Source organism: Paenibacillus sp. fava2, from assembly GCF_058313675.1.
The window spans coordinates 373,282-391,823 of record NZ_CM177755.1; the positions used below are offsets into that span (position 1 = coordinate 373,282).

Consider the following 18,542-nt stretch of genomic DNA (forward strand, 5'->3'; position numbering starts at 1 on the left):
CGCAGCGTTTCTTCCTGGGAGGAACAAGAGAACAGATGAGTAAATATGATGTGATTGTTGTAGGTGCCGGCCCGGCCGGAATATTCGCCTGTTATGAACTGACCCGTAAGGCCCCTGACCTGAAGATATTACTTGTAGATAAAGGCCATGACATTTACCGCCGCAGCTGCCCGATCCTGGAGGAAAAAATCAAGCTCTGTCCGCCTGCTGCGGGCCGCAAGGAGTTCGCAGGCTGTCTGCCTGCCTGCTCCATTACTGCCGGTTTCGGGGGAGCGGGAGCTTACAGCGACGGCAAATTTAATATCACGACTGAATTCGGCGGTTGGATGACCGACTATCTGGCACCGTCCAAGGTGCTGGAGCTGATCGAATATGTGGATGCCATCAATCTGGAGCATGGCGCAACCCCGAACATTACCGATCCGACCACTGACAGTATCCGGAGCATCGAGCAGCGCGGCTACGCCGCCGGACTCAAGCTGCTGCGGGCACAGGTGCGGCATCTGGGTACTGAACAGAACCTGGAGATTCTTAAATCCATATATGAATACCTGAAGACCCGGATTGATATGCAGTTCAAGACCGAGGTGCAGGACATTATAACCGTTAAGGAAAACGGCAGCCACCGGATTACGGGCATTGAGCTCAAGAACGGAGATATCCATGAAGCGGATCAGGTCATGATTGCCCCGGGCCGTGACGGTTCCGCCTGGCTGACTGACGTGCTGAAGAAGCGCCGGCTCAAAATGTACAACAACCAGGTCGACGTCGGTGTCAGAGTTGAAACATCCGATGTAGTGATGCGCGAGATCAATGAACATCTGTATGAAGGCAAATTTGTGTTCAATACCTCAGTGGGTACCCGTGTCCGGACATTCTGCAGCAATCCGTCGGGCCATGTGGTCGTAGAAAATCACAGCGGGGTAATGGCGGCCAACGGACACTCCTATAAAGACCCGGCGCTTGGCTCGAAGAATACGAACTTCGCCCTGCTGGTGTCCCATACCTTTACAGAGCCGTTTGATAAGCCGAATGAATATGCCCGGGAAATCTGCAAACGGGCTAACGATTTGTCGAATGGCGGTGTCATTGTCCAGAAATACGGGGATATCCTGCGGGGACGCCGCTCTACAGAGACCCGGATCAAGGAAGGATTCCTAGAGCCGACACTGAAGGAGGCGGTTCCGGGCGATCTTGGCCTCGTACTGCCTTACATCACCATGAAGAGTCTGATTGAAATGGTCGAGGCACTGGAAAAGGTAACTCCGGGGATTGCCTCTGAGCATACGCTGTTTTACGGCGTGGAGGCAAAATTCTATTCGGCCCGGCCGAAGCTGACAGAGCAGCTGGAAACGGAAATTTCCGGACTGTACTGCGGCGGAGACGGTGCAGGCATTACCCGCGGACTGGCCCAGGCCGGTGCAGCCGGGGTGTGGATTGCCCGTGGTATGCTGGAACGGGTAGCGGCGCACGTATAGTATAAACTGACTGCCACCGGGCTGTCCTATCGCAGATCTATTGCGTAAGGGTAGCCCGTTTTTGGAAGAATTTTGTGATGAAAGTACTTCCTTTATTTAACTACACTGATATAATGTTAGAATACATAACATGATAGAGTGGAGTGGAAGCGGAAAATGCGGGTTCACCGGAGAAAACATGTCCTGGTTGTGCTGCTGTTACTGGCAGTTGGTCTATACGGGTTGTGGATTGACATCAATTGGCTGCATAAGCTGGTATACCTGTTGCTGATGGGGGCGCTTGGCGGACTCGCGTGGCATACATACCGCAGTGGAATTTATAGAGACAGGCTGCTTGAAGAGGCGCGGGAGCAGATCGAGGGGCTTGGCAATGAGATTGTTGTTACCTCGGACAAGCTGCACGGGGCGCTGGAAGAAATCAGCCGGCATACTGAGGGCCTGCAGCAGACCGCTGATTATTCCCATGCCTATGAGGTGGATCTGCAGATACGCAGTAATGAGGCCAAAGCCAATATTGAGGGTGCTTTTGCGACAATGGGCGGTGTGGCTGAAATGACTGCCCACATCAAAGCCCTGACGGAGCGGCTGGGAACAGGCATGCAGGACGCACGCCGGCGGACGGCGGAAATGGTCAGCTCGCTTGAAAATACAGACGGGGTTATGGCTGAGCTGCAGGAGAGAAGCGGGGATATGCTGGATAAATTCACCGCCCTCAGCGGCCATATTGCCATAGTAGAGGAGATTAACTCCCTAATTGTCGGGATTGTAAATGAGACCTCGCTGCTTGCGCTCAATGCTTCAATTGAAGCGGCGAGGGCCGGTGAACAGGGCCGGGGGTTTGCCGTGGTGGCCGCCCGGATCAGACAGCTGGCGGATCAGAGCAGAAGCTCGGTGGAGCGCTCATCAGAAGTGCTTCAGGACATCAATAACAGCGTCCGGCAGGTGCTGGAGTCTGCGGGTAAAGAGCAAAAGGCTGTGTCCCAAGGTGTACATGAGGTAGCTACGGTGAAGCTCCGGCTGTCCGATGTATCAGTAAGAATTGAAGAGGTCGGGACTGCCGTGACAGATACGGTTGATGCGGCTTCCAGGCAGGGCAGCCTGATTGAAGCGGCGACAGGCGAGCTGAGCGGTGCAGTCGGCATCGTGAATGAAACCATCGCCGGGGTAGACCTGACCCTGGAGCAGGTGACAAGGCAGCGGTCGCAGATCAGCCAGTTGAATGAGATCAGCGCCAGCCTGCTGAGCGAATCGCAGGCTCTGCAGCAGACGGTGACCCGGATTGCCGGCAGCGGAGCTGCCGTGACAGAACAGTACACAGCCCGGCTGCAGGAAATGCAAAGCGTGCTGCAGGAGCTTGCCGCCAGGCAGGAGCTGTATGTCCCGGATACGGCCAGCCACGGCAGTGTGCTTACGGCCTGCATGAAGCGGGTGCCGGAGGTACAGGCCATCTGGTCGAACCGCACGGACGGGACGTTTATTTTCTCCGAGCCGGCGGCCGGACTGATGAATGCGAAGCGCAGGGAATGGTATAGCGGGGCAATCAATGAAGGGGAATATGTTTCCCTGCCGTATGTTTCCGCGATCACCAAGCGTTCGTGCATTACGCTCTCACGGGCTATCAAGAATGCGCGCGGGGAGACGGTTGGCGTAGTCGGGATCGATCTGGCGGTATAGGCGGAATCGGGGTCGCAGTTACGTGACCGGCCGTTGATGTCAGCAGTGCGCAAGGACGGACCTAACCGGAGAATAGCTATACAAGCAGCAGCCGGCCCCACTGGATGGGCCGGCTGCTTTTTCATGTTGAGCATGAGGCTATGAATCAAGCAGCTATTCCCCGGATGGAGGAACAATCTGCAGCTGAGGCCAAACCGCCGGCCAGTTTTTCTTGGCAATCCGCTGCGTGTAGACGCTATGAAGCTTAGGGGTTGCTGTGAAATGGGGAGACGGCCGGACGACCAGATGAATGACATCCTGTATGCCATGAGGCGCAGATAGAATCAGATCCTTCTCTGCACTCAGAGCCAGTCCAAGCGCAGTAGCGGTTTCCGGGAAATGGGCCATTCCGTCCGTTGAGGAGGTATAAGGTGCCAGACCGTTAACCGTATGCATCCTGGCCTGATTCTTGACGGACCAGGGAGTGGCGCCGTCTATCTCCCGCAGCCGGGCTTCCAGATGCTTTTCCGTCTCCTCGCGCAGATCAGCCGGATTATAATAGATAACATCCACATCGGCAAGCGGAGTTCTGCTGCTGAAGCCGTGCTGAATATCCCACACTTTGGAGCGTACAAATCCGGCGCAAACCCAGCAGTCCGGTAGTCCAAGAGTGCGTACAGCAGCCAGTACCTCCATCATCCAGCGGTCTTCTTTTACAGCCTGCAGCAGCTCCTGCTCGTTTGTAATACGCAATCCCAATACACCTCCGTAATCTTGTTCAGCCAGTCTAATAGCGGTTCAGGCCCCTGGCATCAATTCTTTTATTATAAGGCTTAACAGGTTAGGAGAATATGCCGGGTGACTGAGGCGGCAGATTGCTAAGAGGGAGGGCACACTCTATAATGTACCTTTAGATTGACCATGGGAGGCGTAATTGTGCATTATAACCTGACAATTCTGCTGCAATTGTTCGAGCGGGCGGCGCTGCTGCTGATGTGCCTGTTCGTGCTGACCCGGCTGCCGCGGTTTAAGGAGATTTTTATAAAAGGGGCTTATGCTCCGCAGGAACTGGCTATGGTGACCGTGGTATTCAGCCTGTTTGCCATTTTGGGCACGTATACGGGCATCAATGTGGAAGGGTCGCTGGTGAACGTGCGGATCATTGCCATCGTAGCCGGCGGGATTCTATTCGGACCCTGGGTAGGGATGATTACCGGACTGATCTCCGGCGCGCACCGGTTTCTGATTGATATCGGCGGCGTGACCTCGGTGCCCTGCCTAATTACGAGTATTACAGCCGGAGTGGTGTCCGGTGTGATCTACCGCCGTACTTCGCCGGAAAAACGCTGGATTGCCGGTATTCTGGCCGGTATGATCTGTGAAGCGCTGACGATGGTGCTGATCCTGGTGATGGCGAACCCGGCTTCGCTTGGTGCGGACATTGTGTCAAAGATTGCTTTTCCGATGATTGCCGGTCAGATTTGTGTAGGGTTCATTGTTATGCTGGTGCAGAGTGTGGAAGGAGAGAAGGAACGGATTGCCGCGAAGCAGTCCAAGCTGGCGCTGGATATTGCGAACAAGACGCTTCCGTATTTCCGCAATATCAACCCCCAGTCGCTGCGGAAGATCTGTGAAATTATCAAAGACGATATCGGGGCTGATGCTGTAGCCATTACCGATACCGGTCATATCCGCGCTTATGTCGGCGTCGGAGAGGAGTATTATACCGAAACGGATGAAATTATCAGCGAAGAGACGAAGAAAACGATCAGCAGCGGAGAAATCACCATCCGCGATGATGATACGGAGTATATGAACCGGGCGATCCGCTCGCTGATTATCATTCCGCTTAAGGAGAAGGGTGAAGTGACCGGGGCACTGAAAATTTATTACACCAAAGCCCACAAAATCACCTATTCCCTGCAGGCCATGGCCGTCGGTCTGTCGCAGATCATTTCGACGCTAATGGAGGTGTCGCGGGTCGAAGGGATCAAGGAGATGGCCAACAAGGCGGAGCTGAAGGCGCTGCAGACCAGCATTAACCCCCACTTTCTGTTTAATGCGCTGAATGCGATCGCTTCATCAATCCGCATTGATCCCGATAAGGCGCGGGAACTTATTGTCAATCTGTCCGGGTATATGCGCTACAATCTCGAGCTGACAGACGAGTTCATTGATATCCGGCGTGAGCTGCAGCAGGTGCAGCAGTATGTGGAGATCGAGAAGGCGCGCTTTGGCAGCCGGCTGGCGGTGGAGTATGACATCGACGAGGTCGAGGTGCGGATTCCAAGCCTGATCATCCAGCCTCTGGTGGAAAATGCGATTGTACACGGCATTCTGAAGGCGCGGGGCCAGGGTACAGTAACGATCTCGGTAAAAGACCTGGGTAAGGCGGTGCGGGTCGGCATTGCCGATACCGGTGCCGGAATCAGTGAGGAAACGGTTGAGCGGGTCTACAGCGGCCATATGCCGGATAACAAAATCGGACTGTACAATGTACACCAGCGGGTAAAGCTGATTTACGGCCAGGGTCTGACCATTCACAGGCTGGATAAAGGGACGGACATTTATTTTGACGTCAAAAAGGAGCAGCGATGAGAGCGATAATTGTAGAGGACGAGGTGCTGGCCAGACAGGAGCTGGCTTTTCTGGTCGGAGCGCACAGCAGCATCAGGATCGCAGCCGAATTTGAGGACGGGCTGGATGCGCTGAAGTATCTGCAGACTGAAGAGGTCGATGTGATTTTTCTTGATATTAACATTCCCTCGATTGACGGCGTGCTGCTGGCCCAGAATATCAGCCGGTTCTCCGTTAAGCCCTATATTGTGTTCATAACAGCGTACAAGGAACATGCAGCCGAGGCGTTCGAGATCGAGGCTTTTGACTACATTCTGAAGCCCTACAGCGAAACACGGATCAAAGCGATGCTGCAAAAGCTGGAAGGGGCGTTTGCGGCGCGCGGACGGCAAGGCGAAGAAGAGCGTACGAAGCTCAGTGATAAAGTGAACCTGTGGAAAAATGAAAAGATCATTGTCGTCGATGCCGACGAGATTTATTATGCTTCGGCGCAGGAGAAAACGACGAGTGTCATCACCAAGGGTGAGGAATACAGCATGGCTCTTAGCATCAGTGAATTTCACAGCCGGCTGCCGCAGGACCGCTTTTTCCGCTGCCACCGCTCCTATCTTGTGAACCTGTCCAAGATCAAGGAGATCATCCCCTGGTTCAACAATACTTACCTGCTGCGGCTGCGTGATCTGGATGCTGAAGTGCCGGTCAGCCGCGGCAAGGTGAAGGAATTCAGGCAGATCATGCGCCTCTAGCGGCCGTTCATTCCCCGTTACCGTCATCTCATTCCGGATTTCTCTCAAGAAAGCGTTCTTTCGCTACAATGAGGAGGCAAAGAAGACCTCAAGCGACTTCAGAGAGAAAGAAGGAATCATCCATGACTACGGCTATGCCAGGCAATAAAAAATGGCTTATCGTTCTAGGCACAGTAATCATGCAAATGGGACTGGGTACGATTTATACATGGAGCCTGTTCAATGCACAGCTTGTCAGCAAGTTCGGCTGGGAGCTCAGCTCTGTTTCCATAACGTTTTCCATAACCAGCTTCGCCCTTGCCTTCGCGACGCTGTTCGCAGGCAAGCTGCAGGACCGGTTCGGCCTCCGCAGACTGACCGCTGCTGCAGGGATTATGCTGGGGCTTGGTCTGATCCTGAGCTCGCAGGCCGGCTCCCTCCCGATGTTTTATCTGCTGGCCGGCGTAGTGGTGGGTTATGCGGACGGTACGGCTTATATTACCTCGCTGTCCAATCTGATCAAGTGGTTTCCAAAGAATAAAGGCTTAATTTCAGGGGTGTCCGTCGGTGCGTATGGCACCGGCAGCCTGATCTTCAAATATATCAACGGCAGCCTGATTGAATCCCAGGGCGTTTCCGGTGCTTTTCTGTACTGGGGCATGATCGTGATGGTCATGATCGTCATCGGCTCGATGCTGGTGAGGGAAGCTCCGGCTCCGGCTGCTGTTGAGGCGAACGCTGTCTCCGGCAAAGCGGCGGCTGCGGGCGGTACATTGATTCCTGTCAAAGACTATACAGTAAAAGAAATGCTGCGCACCAAGGAAGCTTATCTGCTGTTTGTCATCTTTTTCACGGCTTGCATGAGCGGTCTTTATCTGATCGGTATCGTCAAAGATATCGGCGTGACGCTGGCCGGCCTGGATGTGGCGGCTGCGGCCAATGCCGTAGCGATGATTGCCATTTTCAATACGGCCGGACGCCTGATTCTGGGCGCACTATCAGACAAGATGAGCCGGCTGAAGCTGCTGAGCATCACCCTGGCGGTGACAGCTGCAGCGATGTTCACCCTCAGCTATGCTACCTTGAACTACGGCCTGTTCTTCACCTGTGTAGCTGCCATTGCCTTCTGCTTCGGAGGTAACATTACCATCTTCCCGGCAATCGTCAGCGATTTCTTCGGTCTGAAGAATCACAGCAAGAACTACGGTGTTATCTATCAGGGCTTTGGAATCGGCGCATTGTCCGGCTCGTTCATTGCAGCGCTGCTCGGCGGATTCAAGCCGACCTTTATCATCATCGGTCTGCTGTGCATCCTGGCCTGCCTCATTGCGGTTTCCCTGAAGGCGCCGGGACAAAGAAAGGAAAGAGAAAAGGGAATGAGCCTGAAGCCTTCGCGGCATACGGCTTAACCATATATAGCAACATGTCGGCTTAAGAAAGATACAGACCAAGAGAAGGCTGCCCGTAAAGCAGCCCGGAAGAGAGATATTTGCCTCCGTTTATGCGGCGGCGGGTATCTCTTTTTTGGCATGTTCACCCTGCGGGGGAGGACTGGGGAGCAGGCGGTCGAAATGCTATAGCAGGGGCAGCCAGACGGATCAGGATGAAACGGAGGATAAAGTTCTTTTTACATAGCTGAAAATCATTTGCCGGAGACAGGCACTTTTTGGACGGGTCAGGTGTTATAGAGATATACATGGAAAGGAGGTGCTGGCAACGTCACAGGAGCATTTGCATGATAAGGAGCAGGTGGAGGCTGTAGTCGCGCAGGTCCAGCAGGGCAACCGGGAAATTTATGCCTGGATCGTCGGGCAGTTTCAGCAGCCGCTATACCGTTATTGCTGCCGTATGCTGGCTAACCGGCAGGATGCTGAGGATGCCGTGCAGGATATTCTGGTCAAAGCCTACCAGTCTATTGGAAGGTACAAGCAGGAGGTGAGCTTCTCTGCCTGGCTGTACCGGATTGCGGGCAATCATTGTCTGAATCTGCTGCGCCGGCGGCGGGTGCAGGAGCGCATTCTGCGCCTGTTCCGGCCGGAGACAGTGAGCATAGGCGCGGAGCAGCAGATGGAGGCCCGGATCTTCAGCCCGGGTCTGGGAGCGGCACTCGCGTTATTGTCACCGGAGGAACGGAATATGCTGGTGCTGCGGGTTTTTGAGGAGCTGACCTTTCAGGAGATGGGGCAGATTCTCGGCAGCAGTCCCAATGCGCTGCACAAGCGGATGGAGCGGATCAAGCGGAAGGTCAGGAATGCGATGAAGACAGAGGAGGAGATCTCTTGGAACGAGCAGGAACCCATAGCGGGTACCAAGATATAAAAGGAGCTGCAGTCCATGAGGAGCTGCTGCAGGGCATTAATGTTACAGATCAGGTCATGACGCGCATACGGGAAATGGAGCCGGTACGGAAACGCAGCGGAATCCGGTTTGCCGGCAAAACAGCTGCAACCTCAGGTATGCTGGTTGCAACGCTGGTGATTGCAGCAACAACTTATGCAGCCACGGAGTATATTCAGATCCGCAATAAGGCGGGAGAGGTTAAGGTGCAGCATGTTGTTAACACAGAAACAGAAGAAGAACGTTTAGCGAAGGGGGTATCCTCTTACCACAAGTATGAGCAGAAGCTGATGGATTTTGCCAAACCGGGTGAGCAGATTGTGTATTTTGTTAGAGGCGAACCAGTCTCCGAGGGTACAGGAAGAGTACTGCAGTTTGCACATAAGCAGCAGCGGATCACCGATTATTCCGTATTCCTTGATCTGATGAAGGATAAAAGCGCTCCGTTCATTTTTCCGGAGACAGCCGGAGGGTATGATTTTAATTACGGTGAAGTAGAGCCTCTGTATCCAACCGGGGAAGTAACAGATAATGATCCAATCTATCAGCAGGCATTAAGCGAATTGATCGGAGAAGCCAAAAAGGATAAGTCGCGTAACTTATTTATGAAGGTGATGCCTTGGACCGAAACCGGATCGCTGAGTGCACAATATATGAAGGGTGGAGCCTTCATTAATCTCTGGGCTTACATGATGGACGGCGGTAACATGATGGTTCAACAGAAGCCAGCGGATAAAGCGGAGAAAATCAAGGTAGAGAGCAGGGAGGTCATCTACAATTATATTGATTACGGGTCGAACTCGTTTTTTTACCTGACATGGTACAATGAGTCGAAGGATGCCTATATCCAGCTGAATTCCTGGGGCGACCGGGTAATGAACAAGGAGCAGCTGCTGAAGCTGGCCGGTGAGCTTATTAAGGGCGGGTTGTAGAGGGAGAGTTGAACGGCTTGTAGGGTTGTGAAAAGAAAAGGATGGTACGGGTAGCCCGGTTCCGCTAGCAGCGGGCCGGGTTATTGGAATGCAGCATCAGATGTCTGCGCCCGTAGAGGTTATAGCGGGTACACAAGGTGGGGCGGATGCGGGTGATGAAAGGGCAGGTTGGAGAGGACTCCCCGGGATTGGCTGCCGGCGGGTGGAATAAGGCAGATTAGAGGGAAAAATCCCACTAAGTCGGCTGTTGGCGGGTGAAATGGGGCGGATTAAAGGGAAAAATCCTATTAAGTCGGCTGTTAGCGGGTGGAATGGGACGGATTAAAGGGAAAAATCCCATTAAGTCGGCTTTTGGTGGGTGGAATAAGGCAGATTAGAGGGAAAAATCCCATTAAGTCGGCTGTTAGCGGGTGGAATGGGACGGATTAAAGGGAAAAATCCCACTAAGTCGGCTTTTGGTGGGTGGAATAAGGCAGATTAGAGGGAAAAATCCCATTAAGTCGGCTGTTGACGGGTAGAATGGGGACAAGTAGAAAGGGAGGTAGGAACATTGAATGTTCCTGCCTCCCTTTTGTCATATAGTCTGTAACTGCCGGTCTGTTTAGAGAACGTTCAGTTATGATGAACAAACACAGTTAGCTTAGCCACCCATTGGCCTGAAGTCCACTAGTATTAAGGCATCCCGAGCCGAAACTGCTGTTGTTGCGGGCAACTTACCCTTCAAGCAGCAACGCTTCCGGATCTTCAAGCAGCTCCTTGACCTTGACGAGGAAGCTTACCGCCTCTGAGCCGTCCACGATCCGGTGATCGTAGGACAGGGCAATGTACATCATCGGCCGGTTGACGGTGGTTTCTTCGTCCAAAGCGATCGGACGGAGCTGGATCTTGTGCATGCCCAGAATACCGACCTGCGGGGTATTCAGGATTGGCGTGGAGAGCAGGGAGCCAAACACGCCGCCGTTTGTTATTGTAAAGGTTCCGCCCTGCAGCTCCGGCAGGCTGAGCGTATTGGCTCGGGCCTTGGAGGCGAGCCCAAGAATCTGGCGCTCAATTTCCGGGAAGCTGAGCCGGTCCGCATCGCGGACCACAGGGACGACCAGACCTTCCTTGGCGGAAACGGCGATGCCGATGTCATAATATTTTTTGATCAGCAGTTCTTCGCCGTCGATCTCTGCATTCAGCAGAGGATAGGCCTTGAGCGCACCGATCACGGCTTTGGTGAAGAAGGACATGAAGCCGAGTCCGACATCATGCTTCTCTTTGAAGGCATCCTTCCGCCGCTTGCGGATGTCGAGGATGGCCGTCATGTCCACCTCGTTGAAGGTGGTCAGCATCGCCGCCGTCTGCTGCGCTTCGACCAGGCGGCTGGCAATCGTCAGCCGCCGGCGCGACATACGCTTGCGCTCTACGGCCTTGCCATCCTGCGGCGCTGCGTTAGCCGCAGCGGGCTTCGCCGCAGCCGGCGCGGTCTGCGGCGCCGGTGCCGCTGGCGCAGCGGCCGTCTGGCCGGCTGCGCCGTGGCCGTTCACATCGGCCTGGGCAATCCGGCCGATGGGGTCGCGGGCAGTGACCTCGCCGAGGTCGATGCCCCGCTCCCGCGCGAGCTTGCGCGCCCCCGGCGTAGCCAGGGCCGCAGTGCTGCCGGCCGCGCCTTCGGGAGCGGCCGGAGCCGGTGCGGCGGCGGCAGGCGCTGCCGCTGCCGCTACTGCAGCAGCAGGCACGCTGCTGCTGCCCCCGGCGCTGCTGCTATCGGCAGCGGCGCCGCCTTCAGGCGCTGCCGCAGCTGCGCCGATCACGCCGATCGTCTCGCCGACGGCGACGTTCTCGCCCGCCTGACGGAGAATGGCGGAGATGACGCCATCCTCCTCGGCGCTGATCTCAAGGTTCACCTTGTCGGTTTCAAGCTCGGCCAGCACATCGCCCTGGCCGACGGTGTCGCCCTCTTTTACCAGCCACTTGTATATCGTTCCTTCGGAAATGGACTCGCCCAGATCGGGTACTTTAATTTCGGACACAGGCCGTTACCTCCCCAAACTTAATAGTTTACGTTATCACGATACCGTCTTCCGGTCAGGAGGACGGTACAGGCGCTTGTACTTGCGAGTTCGATTTCAGGGCTTCTGTAACAATGCGGCGCTGCTCGAAGGTGTGAACATCCGCATATCCGCTGGCCGGGCTGGACCGTTCCGGGCGGCCGATATAGCGGACGCTGGCCCGCTCCGGTGCAATATCCCGCAGTCTAGGCTCTGTATAGCTCCAGCCGCCCATATTCTTAGGCTCCTCCTGTACCCAGACAATCTCCTCCAGGGAGGTCAGGCTGTTCAGGTGTGCCGCAAGCTCGGCCTGCGGGAACGGATAGAGCTGCTCCAGACGGAGGATATGCAGCCAGGACCAGTCACGGCCGCCGGCCGCCTCCAGCTCGGTCTGCAGGTCAATCGCTACCTTGCCGCTGCAGACTACCAGGCGCTTCACTTCAGCCGGCTTGCTGCCCAGCAGCGGTTCCGGAAGTACAGCCTGGAAGCTGCCGGAGGCAAGCTCCGCTCCCGGGGATGTGCTGCGGGTGTTGCGGATCAGGCTCTTTGGAGCCATGACCACCAGCGGCCGGGCATCCGGCTGTCCGCACATGGCGGCCTGGCGGCGCAGCAGGTGGAAGTACTGTGCGGCACTGGACAGGTTCGCTACCGTCCAGTTCTCTTCAGCCGAGAGCTGCAGATACCGCTCCAGCCGTGCGCTGGAATGCTCCGGCCCCTGGCCTTCATAGCCGTGCGGCAGAAGGATGGCCAGGTTGCTGCGCTGTGTCCATTTAGCCCGTCCGGCGGAGATGAACTGGTCAATGATAACCTGGGCAGCATTGGCGAAATCGCCGTACTGGGCTTCCCACAGCACAAAGGTATCCGGCGCAAACACATTATACCCGTACTCATATCCAAGCACCGATGCTTCCGAAAGCGGGCTGTTATATACCCCGAAGGAAGCGTTGGAGGATTTGAGCTGGTGCAGCGGGGAGTGGAGTGCTCCGGTCTCGCTGTCATGCAGCACCAGATGACGGTGGGCAAAGGTGCCGCGCTGCGAATCCTGGCCGCTGAGGCGGATCGGAGTGCCGTCCTTCAGGATTGTTGCAAAAGCCAGTGTCTCGGCCAGCGCCCAGTCGACCCGTTCCCCGTCCTTCAGTGCATCCTTGCGGCGCTGGAGAATCCGCTCCAGCTTAGGATACACCTTGAAGCCGGCCGGAGCTGTCAACAGCTCCTGGTTGATCTCCTTCAGTGTGCTGAGCGGGACCGCTGTCGGGCGCGGTGCTCTGGATTCAGCTTCAAGCACCACCGATGTTTTGGATTCGCCGTTCTTATGCTTGCCTTCCTTCATGGATTCGAAGGCGGCCTGCAGCACGCTTTCCGATTCGGCACTCATGCGCTGCACTTCTTCTGCAGTGATGATCTTCTCGCTCTGCAGCCGCTGGGCATACAGCCTGTAGACCGTCGGATGGCTGCGGACTTTGCCGTAAACAACCGGCTGGGTTGTCTCCGGGTCATCCATTTCATTATGGCCGTGACGGCGGTAGCCGATCAGATCGATGACGAAATCCTTTTTGAACAGATTGCGGTAAGCGCTGGCCAGGCGGACTGCCGAAATGCAGGCCTCCGGATCATCGGCATTCACGTGCACAATCGGGATTTCATAGCCCTTGGCCAGGTCACTGGCATAATGGGTGGAGCGGGAATCTTCACTCTCTGTAGTGAAGCCGATGCGGTTATTGACGATAATATGCACCGTTCCGCCATTCTGATAACCCTTCAATTTGCCGATATTGAGTGTTTCCGCAACGATGCCCTCGCCTGGGAAAGCAGCATCCCCGTGCATCAGCACAGCGATAGCCTTGCTGGTATCCAGCTTGGGCAGGCCAGGTGTGCTCCGGTCCTCCTGAGCTGCCCGGGTAAAGCCCTCGACAACAGGATTAACAAATTCCAGGTGACTCGGGTTGTTGGCCAGCGTAATCCGTGTGCGCACCGTTTCTCCCTGGCGTACAGCGCGGTCAGCGCCGAGATGATATTTGACATCCCCGGTCCAGCCGTAGTTGATGCCCATCGAGCCTTCGGAAGGAAACAGCTCCTTATTCGGAGAATGATGGAACTCTGAGAAAATAATATCATACGGCTTGCCCAAAATGTGAGCCAGTACGTTAAGACGCCCCCGGTGAGCCATTCCCATAAGAATATGCTCTGCACCGTCGTGTGCCGCAGCGCGTACAATCTCATCCAGCATCGGTACCAGGGCATCGTTGCCTTCAAGGCTGAAACGCTTCTGGCCGACAAAGGTTTTGTGCAGGAAGGTCTCGAACTGCTCCACCTGAATCAGGCGGTTCAGAAGCTCCTTGCGTTCATTGTTGTTCAGCGGAGCGGGGGAGCTCATGGATTCCGCCTGGCTGTTCAGCCAGCGCAGCTCCTTCTCCTCATGGACATGCCCGAATTCATAGGCAATAGTCCGGGTGTATGCCTGAAGCATCCGCTGTACCGCGTCCCAGGCGGTTCTGACATCATTCGGCGCGTTCTCCCAGATCAGCGAGGCAGGCATCGCCGTAAGATCCTCGCGGGTCAGGTCATAGGTACGGAAATCCAGCCACTGGGCCATCGGGTTCTCCCCGCGTTCAAGCGGATCGATATTGGCGGCGCGGTGGCCGTGTATACGAATATTGGCGATCAGCTTTGAGGCTCTTACCGCCTTTTTCAGCCACTCGGCATCCCCGGTGACAGCAGGCATCGGAGCCGGCTCCGGTAAAGGTGCCATCGGCGGCGGGCCGGATGCAGTAAACAGATCGCGGTAATTAGGTTCTACTGAAGAAGGATCATTGATAAACTGTTCATACTTGTCTTGGATATAGCCCAGATTGGGTCCGTGATAATTGCTCCAAACGGATTCATTATAGGGTCCTTTGGCTGCCATGAATACATCCTCCTAACGGATGAACCCCACATGCGCCAGAAAAAGCACCAGCAGCTGGCGGGGCTGATATGTTTGCGGTTTCATTTCACTACTATTGTGCAACTTTAACGTCTGCTAATCAATTCATACTTTGTGCTATTCCGTTCGCAAAACGGTATGATTCAGACCTTAATTCATCCAGAACCATCATAAATGCGGAGAGCTGATTGGACCCTCGAAAATTGGGTAAATAAGTCTATATTTACTTCTAGGAAAATAGGTTGAACGCTCCGCTAGTTTTAGGTCATAGCGCACAGTTTTCATATAGTTTAATCAAAATATTACAAAATGAATCGTGAACTCCGAAGATATTCCTATAAAATATTTCCAACAATCGACACACTTTTTGTGGAAGGTGCTATATAATGTTATTGCAGATAGCGTTTTCATTCATTATTAGCCAGATCCTTTCATGTAAAGGGTCCAGTAAAGGGTAAACCTGGACGAAAGACAGGGGCACAAAGTCTCGGATCTAATGTAGAAATACTATGATGGCCGGACTGCCTGGGGACGCGTAATCTTAGGAGGAGATTTCTTGGATAAGTCCAACCAGGGGAATGTCGGAGAACTGCAGACGGGTGATCTGGATCTAGAGTGGGTGTACTTAATGATGGCGGCCAGAAAGGCCGGTCTCAAGGTGGAGGAAATCCGCCGGTTTCTGAGTGAAAGAGCTTTGCAGGCGATGTAGTGCAGTAGAGCATCCGGATATTACATACAAAAAAGGGCACAGCTAACGAGGCTGTGCCCTTTTTTGTATGTCCGGAAGGAAAACCTCCGGATGTCTATTCCTTCTGCTCCAGCCGCCATTTCTGATAGTCCAGAAACTCCTTGAATTCCCGCTTGCTTATGCCGGAAGCCATAGCCTCCTGTACGAGACGGAACCATTCTCCGTCAAGCGATGCTTCCTGCGCTTCTACAGGTTCACCGTACAGCAAGACATGAATGGATACCTCAAGCGCATCAGCCATCTTCTCAATGAACTGGATGGAGGGGTTGGATTGAATATTTCTTTCCACATTGCTTAGGTATGATTTCGCCACGTCCGCCTTATCCGCAAGCTCGGATAAAGACAGGCCCTTCTCCACGCGGAGCTGATGAATGCGACTTCCTAAATGTTCCGGCACAGTTAAACGCCCCTCCGCACTTTTTGTTAACAGTATAGCAAATAACCCTACGACGGACAAAGGACTATCAAAAAAGTTATGGATCTATTCGTAAATCCCCCCGCCTTAATTTCCTTCTCCGGAACTGAATTCATTGTACATGACGATAATATCTGTTTTCTGTAAAATCGTTCTTTAAAAAGTACGATATCATGAGCAAATCGCCGTAAATCGGAGGAAAAAGCGATCAAAATCGTTCTTTATAACGAATTTTGCTTGAAAATGAGAGTTTAAATTTGTAAGGGTGATGACATATACTAAGGCCAAGGTTCTTTATAACGAACAATATATGTTCTTCATAAAGATCATATAACTGATAGATGAACTAGTATGCATGTCACATGCACACTATTAAAGGAGAGGCTCAAATGAGGCTTTCACGGACATCGCGCAAGAAAAATAAAAGCCGGCTAACCCTCCCCCGGCTTGCCGGAATCGTAGTGATTTCTGCTTATGGAATCGGCCAAATCACTTCACCGACCTATGCGCTTATTACCAGCGGTACAACGTCGGAATCCGGCATTACGAGTGCATTTGTTTTCCCGGTTACAGTGGACCAATTAGCCAATCAGGCCAGTGAAGCGATGAACCGGGCTATTCTGAAGCATGAGGCGGCAAAAGGCGCACTGGCAGACATAGCAGACAAGGACGCGGATTCCAAAAAGGCAGGGAATCAGATCGGAAATATTCAGGAGGCTGCTGAACAGGCGCGCGGAGCTGCTGCTTCTGCCGCTGAATTGCTGGCTCAGCTCGAGGCTTACTCTCTGCGTTCACAGCAGGAGCTGGCGCAGCAAAGAGCGGAAATCGATCTTAGTCTGGCCCCTGCGGGAGTCGCCCTTGATCAGCTGGATACAGCGCAGCAGACGGATCCCGCTGCATTTGAACAGCTGCTGGTCAAGGCTGATCTGACAATGATCGAATATCAGGAAATGGTCCGCAGACTTGCTTCCACTGTGCGGGTAGATACATACGTGCGGGCGGCCTATCAGCAGGCTTTGACAGCGGCCTCTCAAGCCGGAAGCTACGCCGATGAAACTGCACAGCTGTACGCACAGGCAGCGGAAGCTCTGCAGGAGCTCAAAGCAACGGAGGAAAAGGCGAAGCTCGAAGCAGAAAAGAAGGCGAAGCTGGAGGCAGAAAAGAAGGCGAAGTCCGAAGCGGAAGAGAAAGCGAAGCTCGAGGCAGAGGAGAAGGCGAAGTCCGAAGCGGAAGAGAAGGCGAAGCTGGAGGCAGAGGAGAAGGCGAAGTCCGAAGCGGAAGAGAAGGCAAAGCCCGGGACTCAGGAACCGTCACAGCCGGAAGCTGAACCAGCCAAGCCCGATGCATCTGAACCTGCCGTACCGGATGTGCCTGCGGCAGACACGAATACTGACGGTATAACCGTAAAAATAGGACACAACACAACAGATTTCAATTAAGGAGATGCCTCAAGTGATACTCAAATGGACCCGCACTTTCATGATGTATGTTCTGATTGCCATGTTTCTGCTTCTGCTGATATCTGCGGTAACCAGCAGGATGAATGGCGGAACACCCAAAATTCTGGGGAAAGAAATTCTGACCGTCCTCTCTGGCTCAATGGAGCCCGGAATCAAGACCGGTGCTATCATCGCGGTTAACCCGGTAAGGGATGAGGCGCAGCGAGCGGCCTTTAAGCCGGGAGATGTGATTACCTATAAGTCTCTGGATGGATCAGGCAGCCTGATTACCCACCGTGTTGTGAGCGTCAGCGGTACAGGATCTGAGCTTGCCTACATTACCAAAGGCGATAATAACGATGCCGAGGACCCGTCGCCGATACCTGCAGGCAATGTTGTTGCAAGCTACGCTGACTTTACGGTTCCTGTAGCCGGGTATTTGATGAACTGGGTAAAATCGACCGCGGGTATCATTGTCGTAATTCTGATTCCCGGTATTTATCTGGTTGTTTCGTCAATAATCACGATTTTTAGAGCAATCATGCGGATGGACGACGATTCTGCAGAGCTGCAGACCGCAGCCGGTGATTCCCCGCCGGTAACGAACGGTTGATGCTTCCATTAACGCGCTCACGCGGTTAGGGAAGATTCAATAAATATTCCATTATATTCTCCATGCATGGAGACCAGGAGGAGACAAATTACAATGGCTAATCTTAAAAAGACAATCGCAATGGCAATGGCGACTACTGCACTGGGGGCTACTTTAATTGCCGGGGGGTCCTTCGCGATCTTTACGAGTTCGGTACAGAATACAGGCAATACCTTTGCTGCCGGAACACTGAAGATAGGCCTGGATAAAGAAGATATAGACGGTACTCCTGCCAAGTATTTTACTCTGACGAATTGGGCTCCGGGAGATTCTGACATCCAGCCGGTAGTAGTAACGAACAAAGGCACACTTGAGCTGCGTTATGATCTTGCCCTCGCTGTAGGCGGTGATCTTGGCGGCGGTACGCATCCGGTCACCATTAAGGCCTATTCGGATGCTGCCGGAACAACTGCGCTTACCGTAACTGACCGTGTGCTGGCCGTCGGCGCTTCTGAGACCATTTATGTCAAAGTGGAGTTCCCTAAAGATGCAGGCAATGAATATCAGGGCAAATCCGGAACAGCCAGCATCAAGGTGGATGCAGAGCAGACCAAAAACAATTAATCAGCCGGAATTGATCCGAAACATATAATCTAAAGGGGGGGAGCCCCCTTTTTACTAAGGAGCGCT

15 protein-coding genes and 1 riboswitch are annotated in these 18,542 nt (G+C 53.9%); of the genes, 11 read left to right on the top strand and 4 right to left on the bottom strand.

The window, feature by feature from the left end:
• The first annotated feature begins 35 nt into the window (after positions 1-35).
• A complete protein-coding gene (locus AC4G46_RS01675) occupies positions 36-1,478 on the top strand; it encodes an NAD(P)/FAD-dependent oxidoreductase (protein ID WP_491126403.1) in 1,443 nt (480 codons plus the stop codon).
• A 222-nt stretch (positions 1,479-1,700) separates the two neighbouring features.
• Complete coding sequence (locus tag AC4G46_RS01680) at positions 1,701-3,152, top strand: methyl-accepting chemotaxis protein (RefSeq protein ID WP_491126404.1); 1,452 nt, start codon at positions 1,701-1,703, stop codon at positions 3,150-3,152.
• A gap of 153 nt (positions 3,153-3,305) precedes the next feature.
• On the opposite strand, the gene AC4G46_RS01685 is transcribed toward AC4G46_RS01680, so the two are convergent.
• Entirely contained in the window at positions 3,306-3,884 is a 579-nt protein-coding gene (locus tag AC4G46_RS01685; protein WP_491126405.1) for a nucleotidyltransferase family protein, read from the bottom strand.
• A 168-nt stretch (positions 3,885-4,052) separates the two neighbouring features.
• Between AC4G46_RS01685 and AC4G46_RS01690 the strand changes: the two genes are divergently transcribed.
• From AC4G46_RS01690 to AC4G46_RS01710, 5 genes are all read left to right on the top strand, one after another.
• Positions 4,053-5,729, top strand: coding sequence for a LytS/YhcK type 5TM receptor domain-containing protein (locus AC4G46_RS01690; RefSeq protein ID WP_491126406.1), 1,677 nt, complete (start codon positions 4,053-4,055; stop codon positions 5,727-5,729).
• Positions 5,726-6,454 carry a LytR/AlgR family response regulator transcription factor gene (locus AC4G46_RS01695; RefSeq protein ID WP_491126407.1) on the top strand — a complete coding sequence of 243 codons (729 nt, stop codon included), beginning with the start codon at positions 5,726-5,728 and terminating at the stop codon, positions 6,452-6,454. The genes AC4G46_RS01690 and AC4G46_RS01695 overlap by 4 nt, the downstream gene beginning before the upstream one ends.
• Positions 6,455-6,576: 122 nt before the next feature.
• The gene (locus AC4G46_RS01700; protein ID WP_491126408.1) at positions 6,577-7,842 is read left to right on the top strand and encodes an L-lactate MFS transporter; all 1,266 of its coding nucleotides are present in this window, start codon (positions 6,577-6,579) and stop codon (positions 7,840-7,842) included.
• Positions 7,843-8,140: 298 nt separating this feature from the next.
• Positions 8,141-8,752, top strand: coding sequence for an RNA polymerase sigma factor (locus AC4G46_RS01705; protein ID WP_491126409.1), 612 nt, complete (start codon positions 8,141-8,143; stop codon positions 8,750-8,752).
• Positions 8,713-9,702: a hypothetical protein gene (locus tag AC4G46_RS01710; protein ID WP_491126410.1), complete on the top strand. Its 990-nt coding sequence runs from the start codon at positions 8,713-8,715 to the stop codon at positions 9,700-9,702. Before AC4G46_RS01705 ends, AC4G46_RS01710 begins: the two co-directional genes overlap by 40 nt.
• Positions 9,703-10,415: 713 nt before the next feature.
• Here the strand turns inward: AC4G46_RS01710 and odhB are convergent.
• Complete coding sequence (odhB, locus tag AC4G46_RS01715) at positions 10,416-11,717, bottom strand: 2-oxoglutarate dehydrogenase complex dihydrolipoyllysine-residue succinyltransferase (protein WP_491126411.1); 1,302 nt, start codon at positions 11,715-11,717, stop codon at positions 10,416-10,418.
• Positions 11,718-11,772: 55 nt separating this feature from the next.
• Entirely contained in the window at positions 11,773-14,640 is a 2,868-nt protein-coding gene (locus tag AC4G46_RS01720) for a 2-oxoglutarate dehydrogenase E1 component (RefSeq protein WP_491126412.1), read from the bottom strand.
• A 461-nt stretch (positions 14,641-15,101) separates the two neighbouring features.
• Positions 15,102-15,187, top strand: a riboswitch (cyclic di-GMP riboswitch).
• Between the two features lie 27 nt (positions 15,188-15,214).
• Here AC4G46_RS01720 and AC4G46_RS01725 point away from each other — a divergent pair.
• A complete protein-coding gene (locus AC4G46_RS01725; RefSeq protein ID WP_082707824.1) occupies positions 15,215-15,367 on the top strand; it encodes an anti-repressor SinI family protein in 153 nt (50 codons plus the stop codon).
• A gap of 94 nt (positions 15,368-15,461) precedes the next feature.
• Here the strand turns inward: AC4G46_RS01725 and AC4G46_RS01730 are convergent, their stop codons facing one another.
• Positions 15,462-15,803: a helix-turn-helix domain-containing protein gene (locus AC4G46_RS01730; RefSeq protein ID WP_491126413.1), complete on the bottom strand. Its 342-nt coding sequence runs from the start codon at positions 15,801-15,803 to the stop codon at positions 15,462-15,464.
• Between the two features lie 407 nt (positions 15,804-16,210).
• On the opposite strand from AC4G46_RS01730, the gene AC4G46_RS01735 reads away from it, so the two are divergent.
• The 3 genes from AC4G46_RS01735 to AC4G46_RS01745 all read left to right on the top strand — a co-directional run bounded on the left by AC4G46_RS01735 (position 16,211) and on the right by AC4G46_RS01745 (position 18,476).
• Positions 16,211-17,260 (top strand): hypothetical protein, encoded by a 1,050-nt coding sequence (locus tag AC4G46_RS01735; RefSeq protein WP_491126414.1) that lies wholly within the window; start codon positions 16,211-16,213, stop codon positions 17,258-17,260.
• A gap of 13 nt (positions 17,261-17,273) precedes the next feature.
• Positions 17,274-17,873, top strand: coding sequence for a signal peptidase I (locus AC4G46_RS01740; RefSeq protein WP_491126415.1), 600 nt, complete (start codon positions 17,274-17,276; stop codon positions 17,871-17,873).
• A gap of 93 nt (positions 17,874-17,966) precedes the next feature.
• Positions 17,967-18,476 carry a TasA family protein gene (locus tag AC4G46_RS01745; protein WP_491126416.1) on the top strand — a complete coding sequence of 170 codons (510 nt, stop codon included), beginning with the start codon at positions 17,967-17,969 and terminating at the stop codon, positions 18,474-18,476.
• Positions 18,477-18,542 lie beyond the last annotated feature (66 nt).

What these genes read in the sequence shown, in the direction of transcription:
- AC4G46_RS01675 (WP_491126403.1), top strand. Translation starts at nt 36, where the DNA reads ATGAGTAAATATGATGTGATTGTTGTAGGTGCCGGCCCGGCCGGAATA.
- AC4G46_RS01690 (WP_491126406.1), top strand. Translation starts at nt 4,053, where the DNA reads ATGGGAGGCGTAATTGTGCATTATAACCTGACAATTCTGCTGCAATTG.
- AC4G46_RS01695 (WP_491126407.1), top strand. Translation starts at nt 5,726, where the DNA reads ATGAGAGCGATAATTGTAGAGGACGAGGTGCTGGCCAGACAGGAGCTG.
- AC4G46_RS01700 (WP_491126408.1), top strand. Translation starts at nt 6,577, where the DNA reads ATGACTACGGCTATGCCAGGCAATAAAAAATGGCTTATCGTTCTAGGC.
- AC4G46_RS01720 (WP_491126412.1), bottom strand. Translation starts at nt 14,640, where the DNA reads ATGGCAGCCAAAGGACCCTATAATGAATCCGTTTGGAGCAATTATCAC.
- AC4G46_RS01735 (WP_491126414.1), top strand. Translation starts at nt 16,211, where the DNA reads ATGAGGCTTTCACGGACATCGCGCAAGAAAAATAAAAGCCGGCTAACC.
- AC4G46_RS01745 (WP_491126416.1), top strand. Translation starts at nt 17,967, where the DNA reads ATGGCTAATCTTAAAAAGACAATCGCAATGGCAATGGCGACTACTGCA.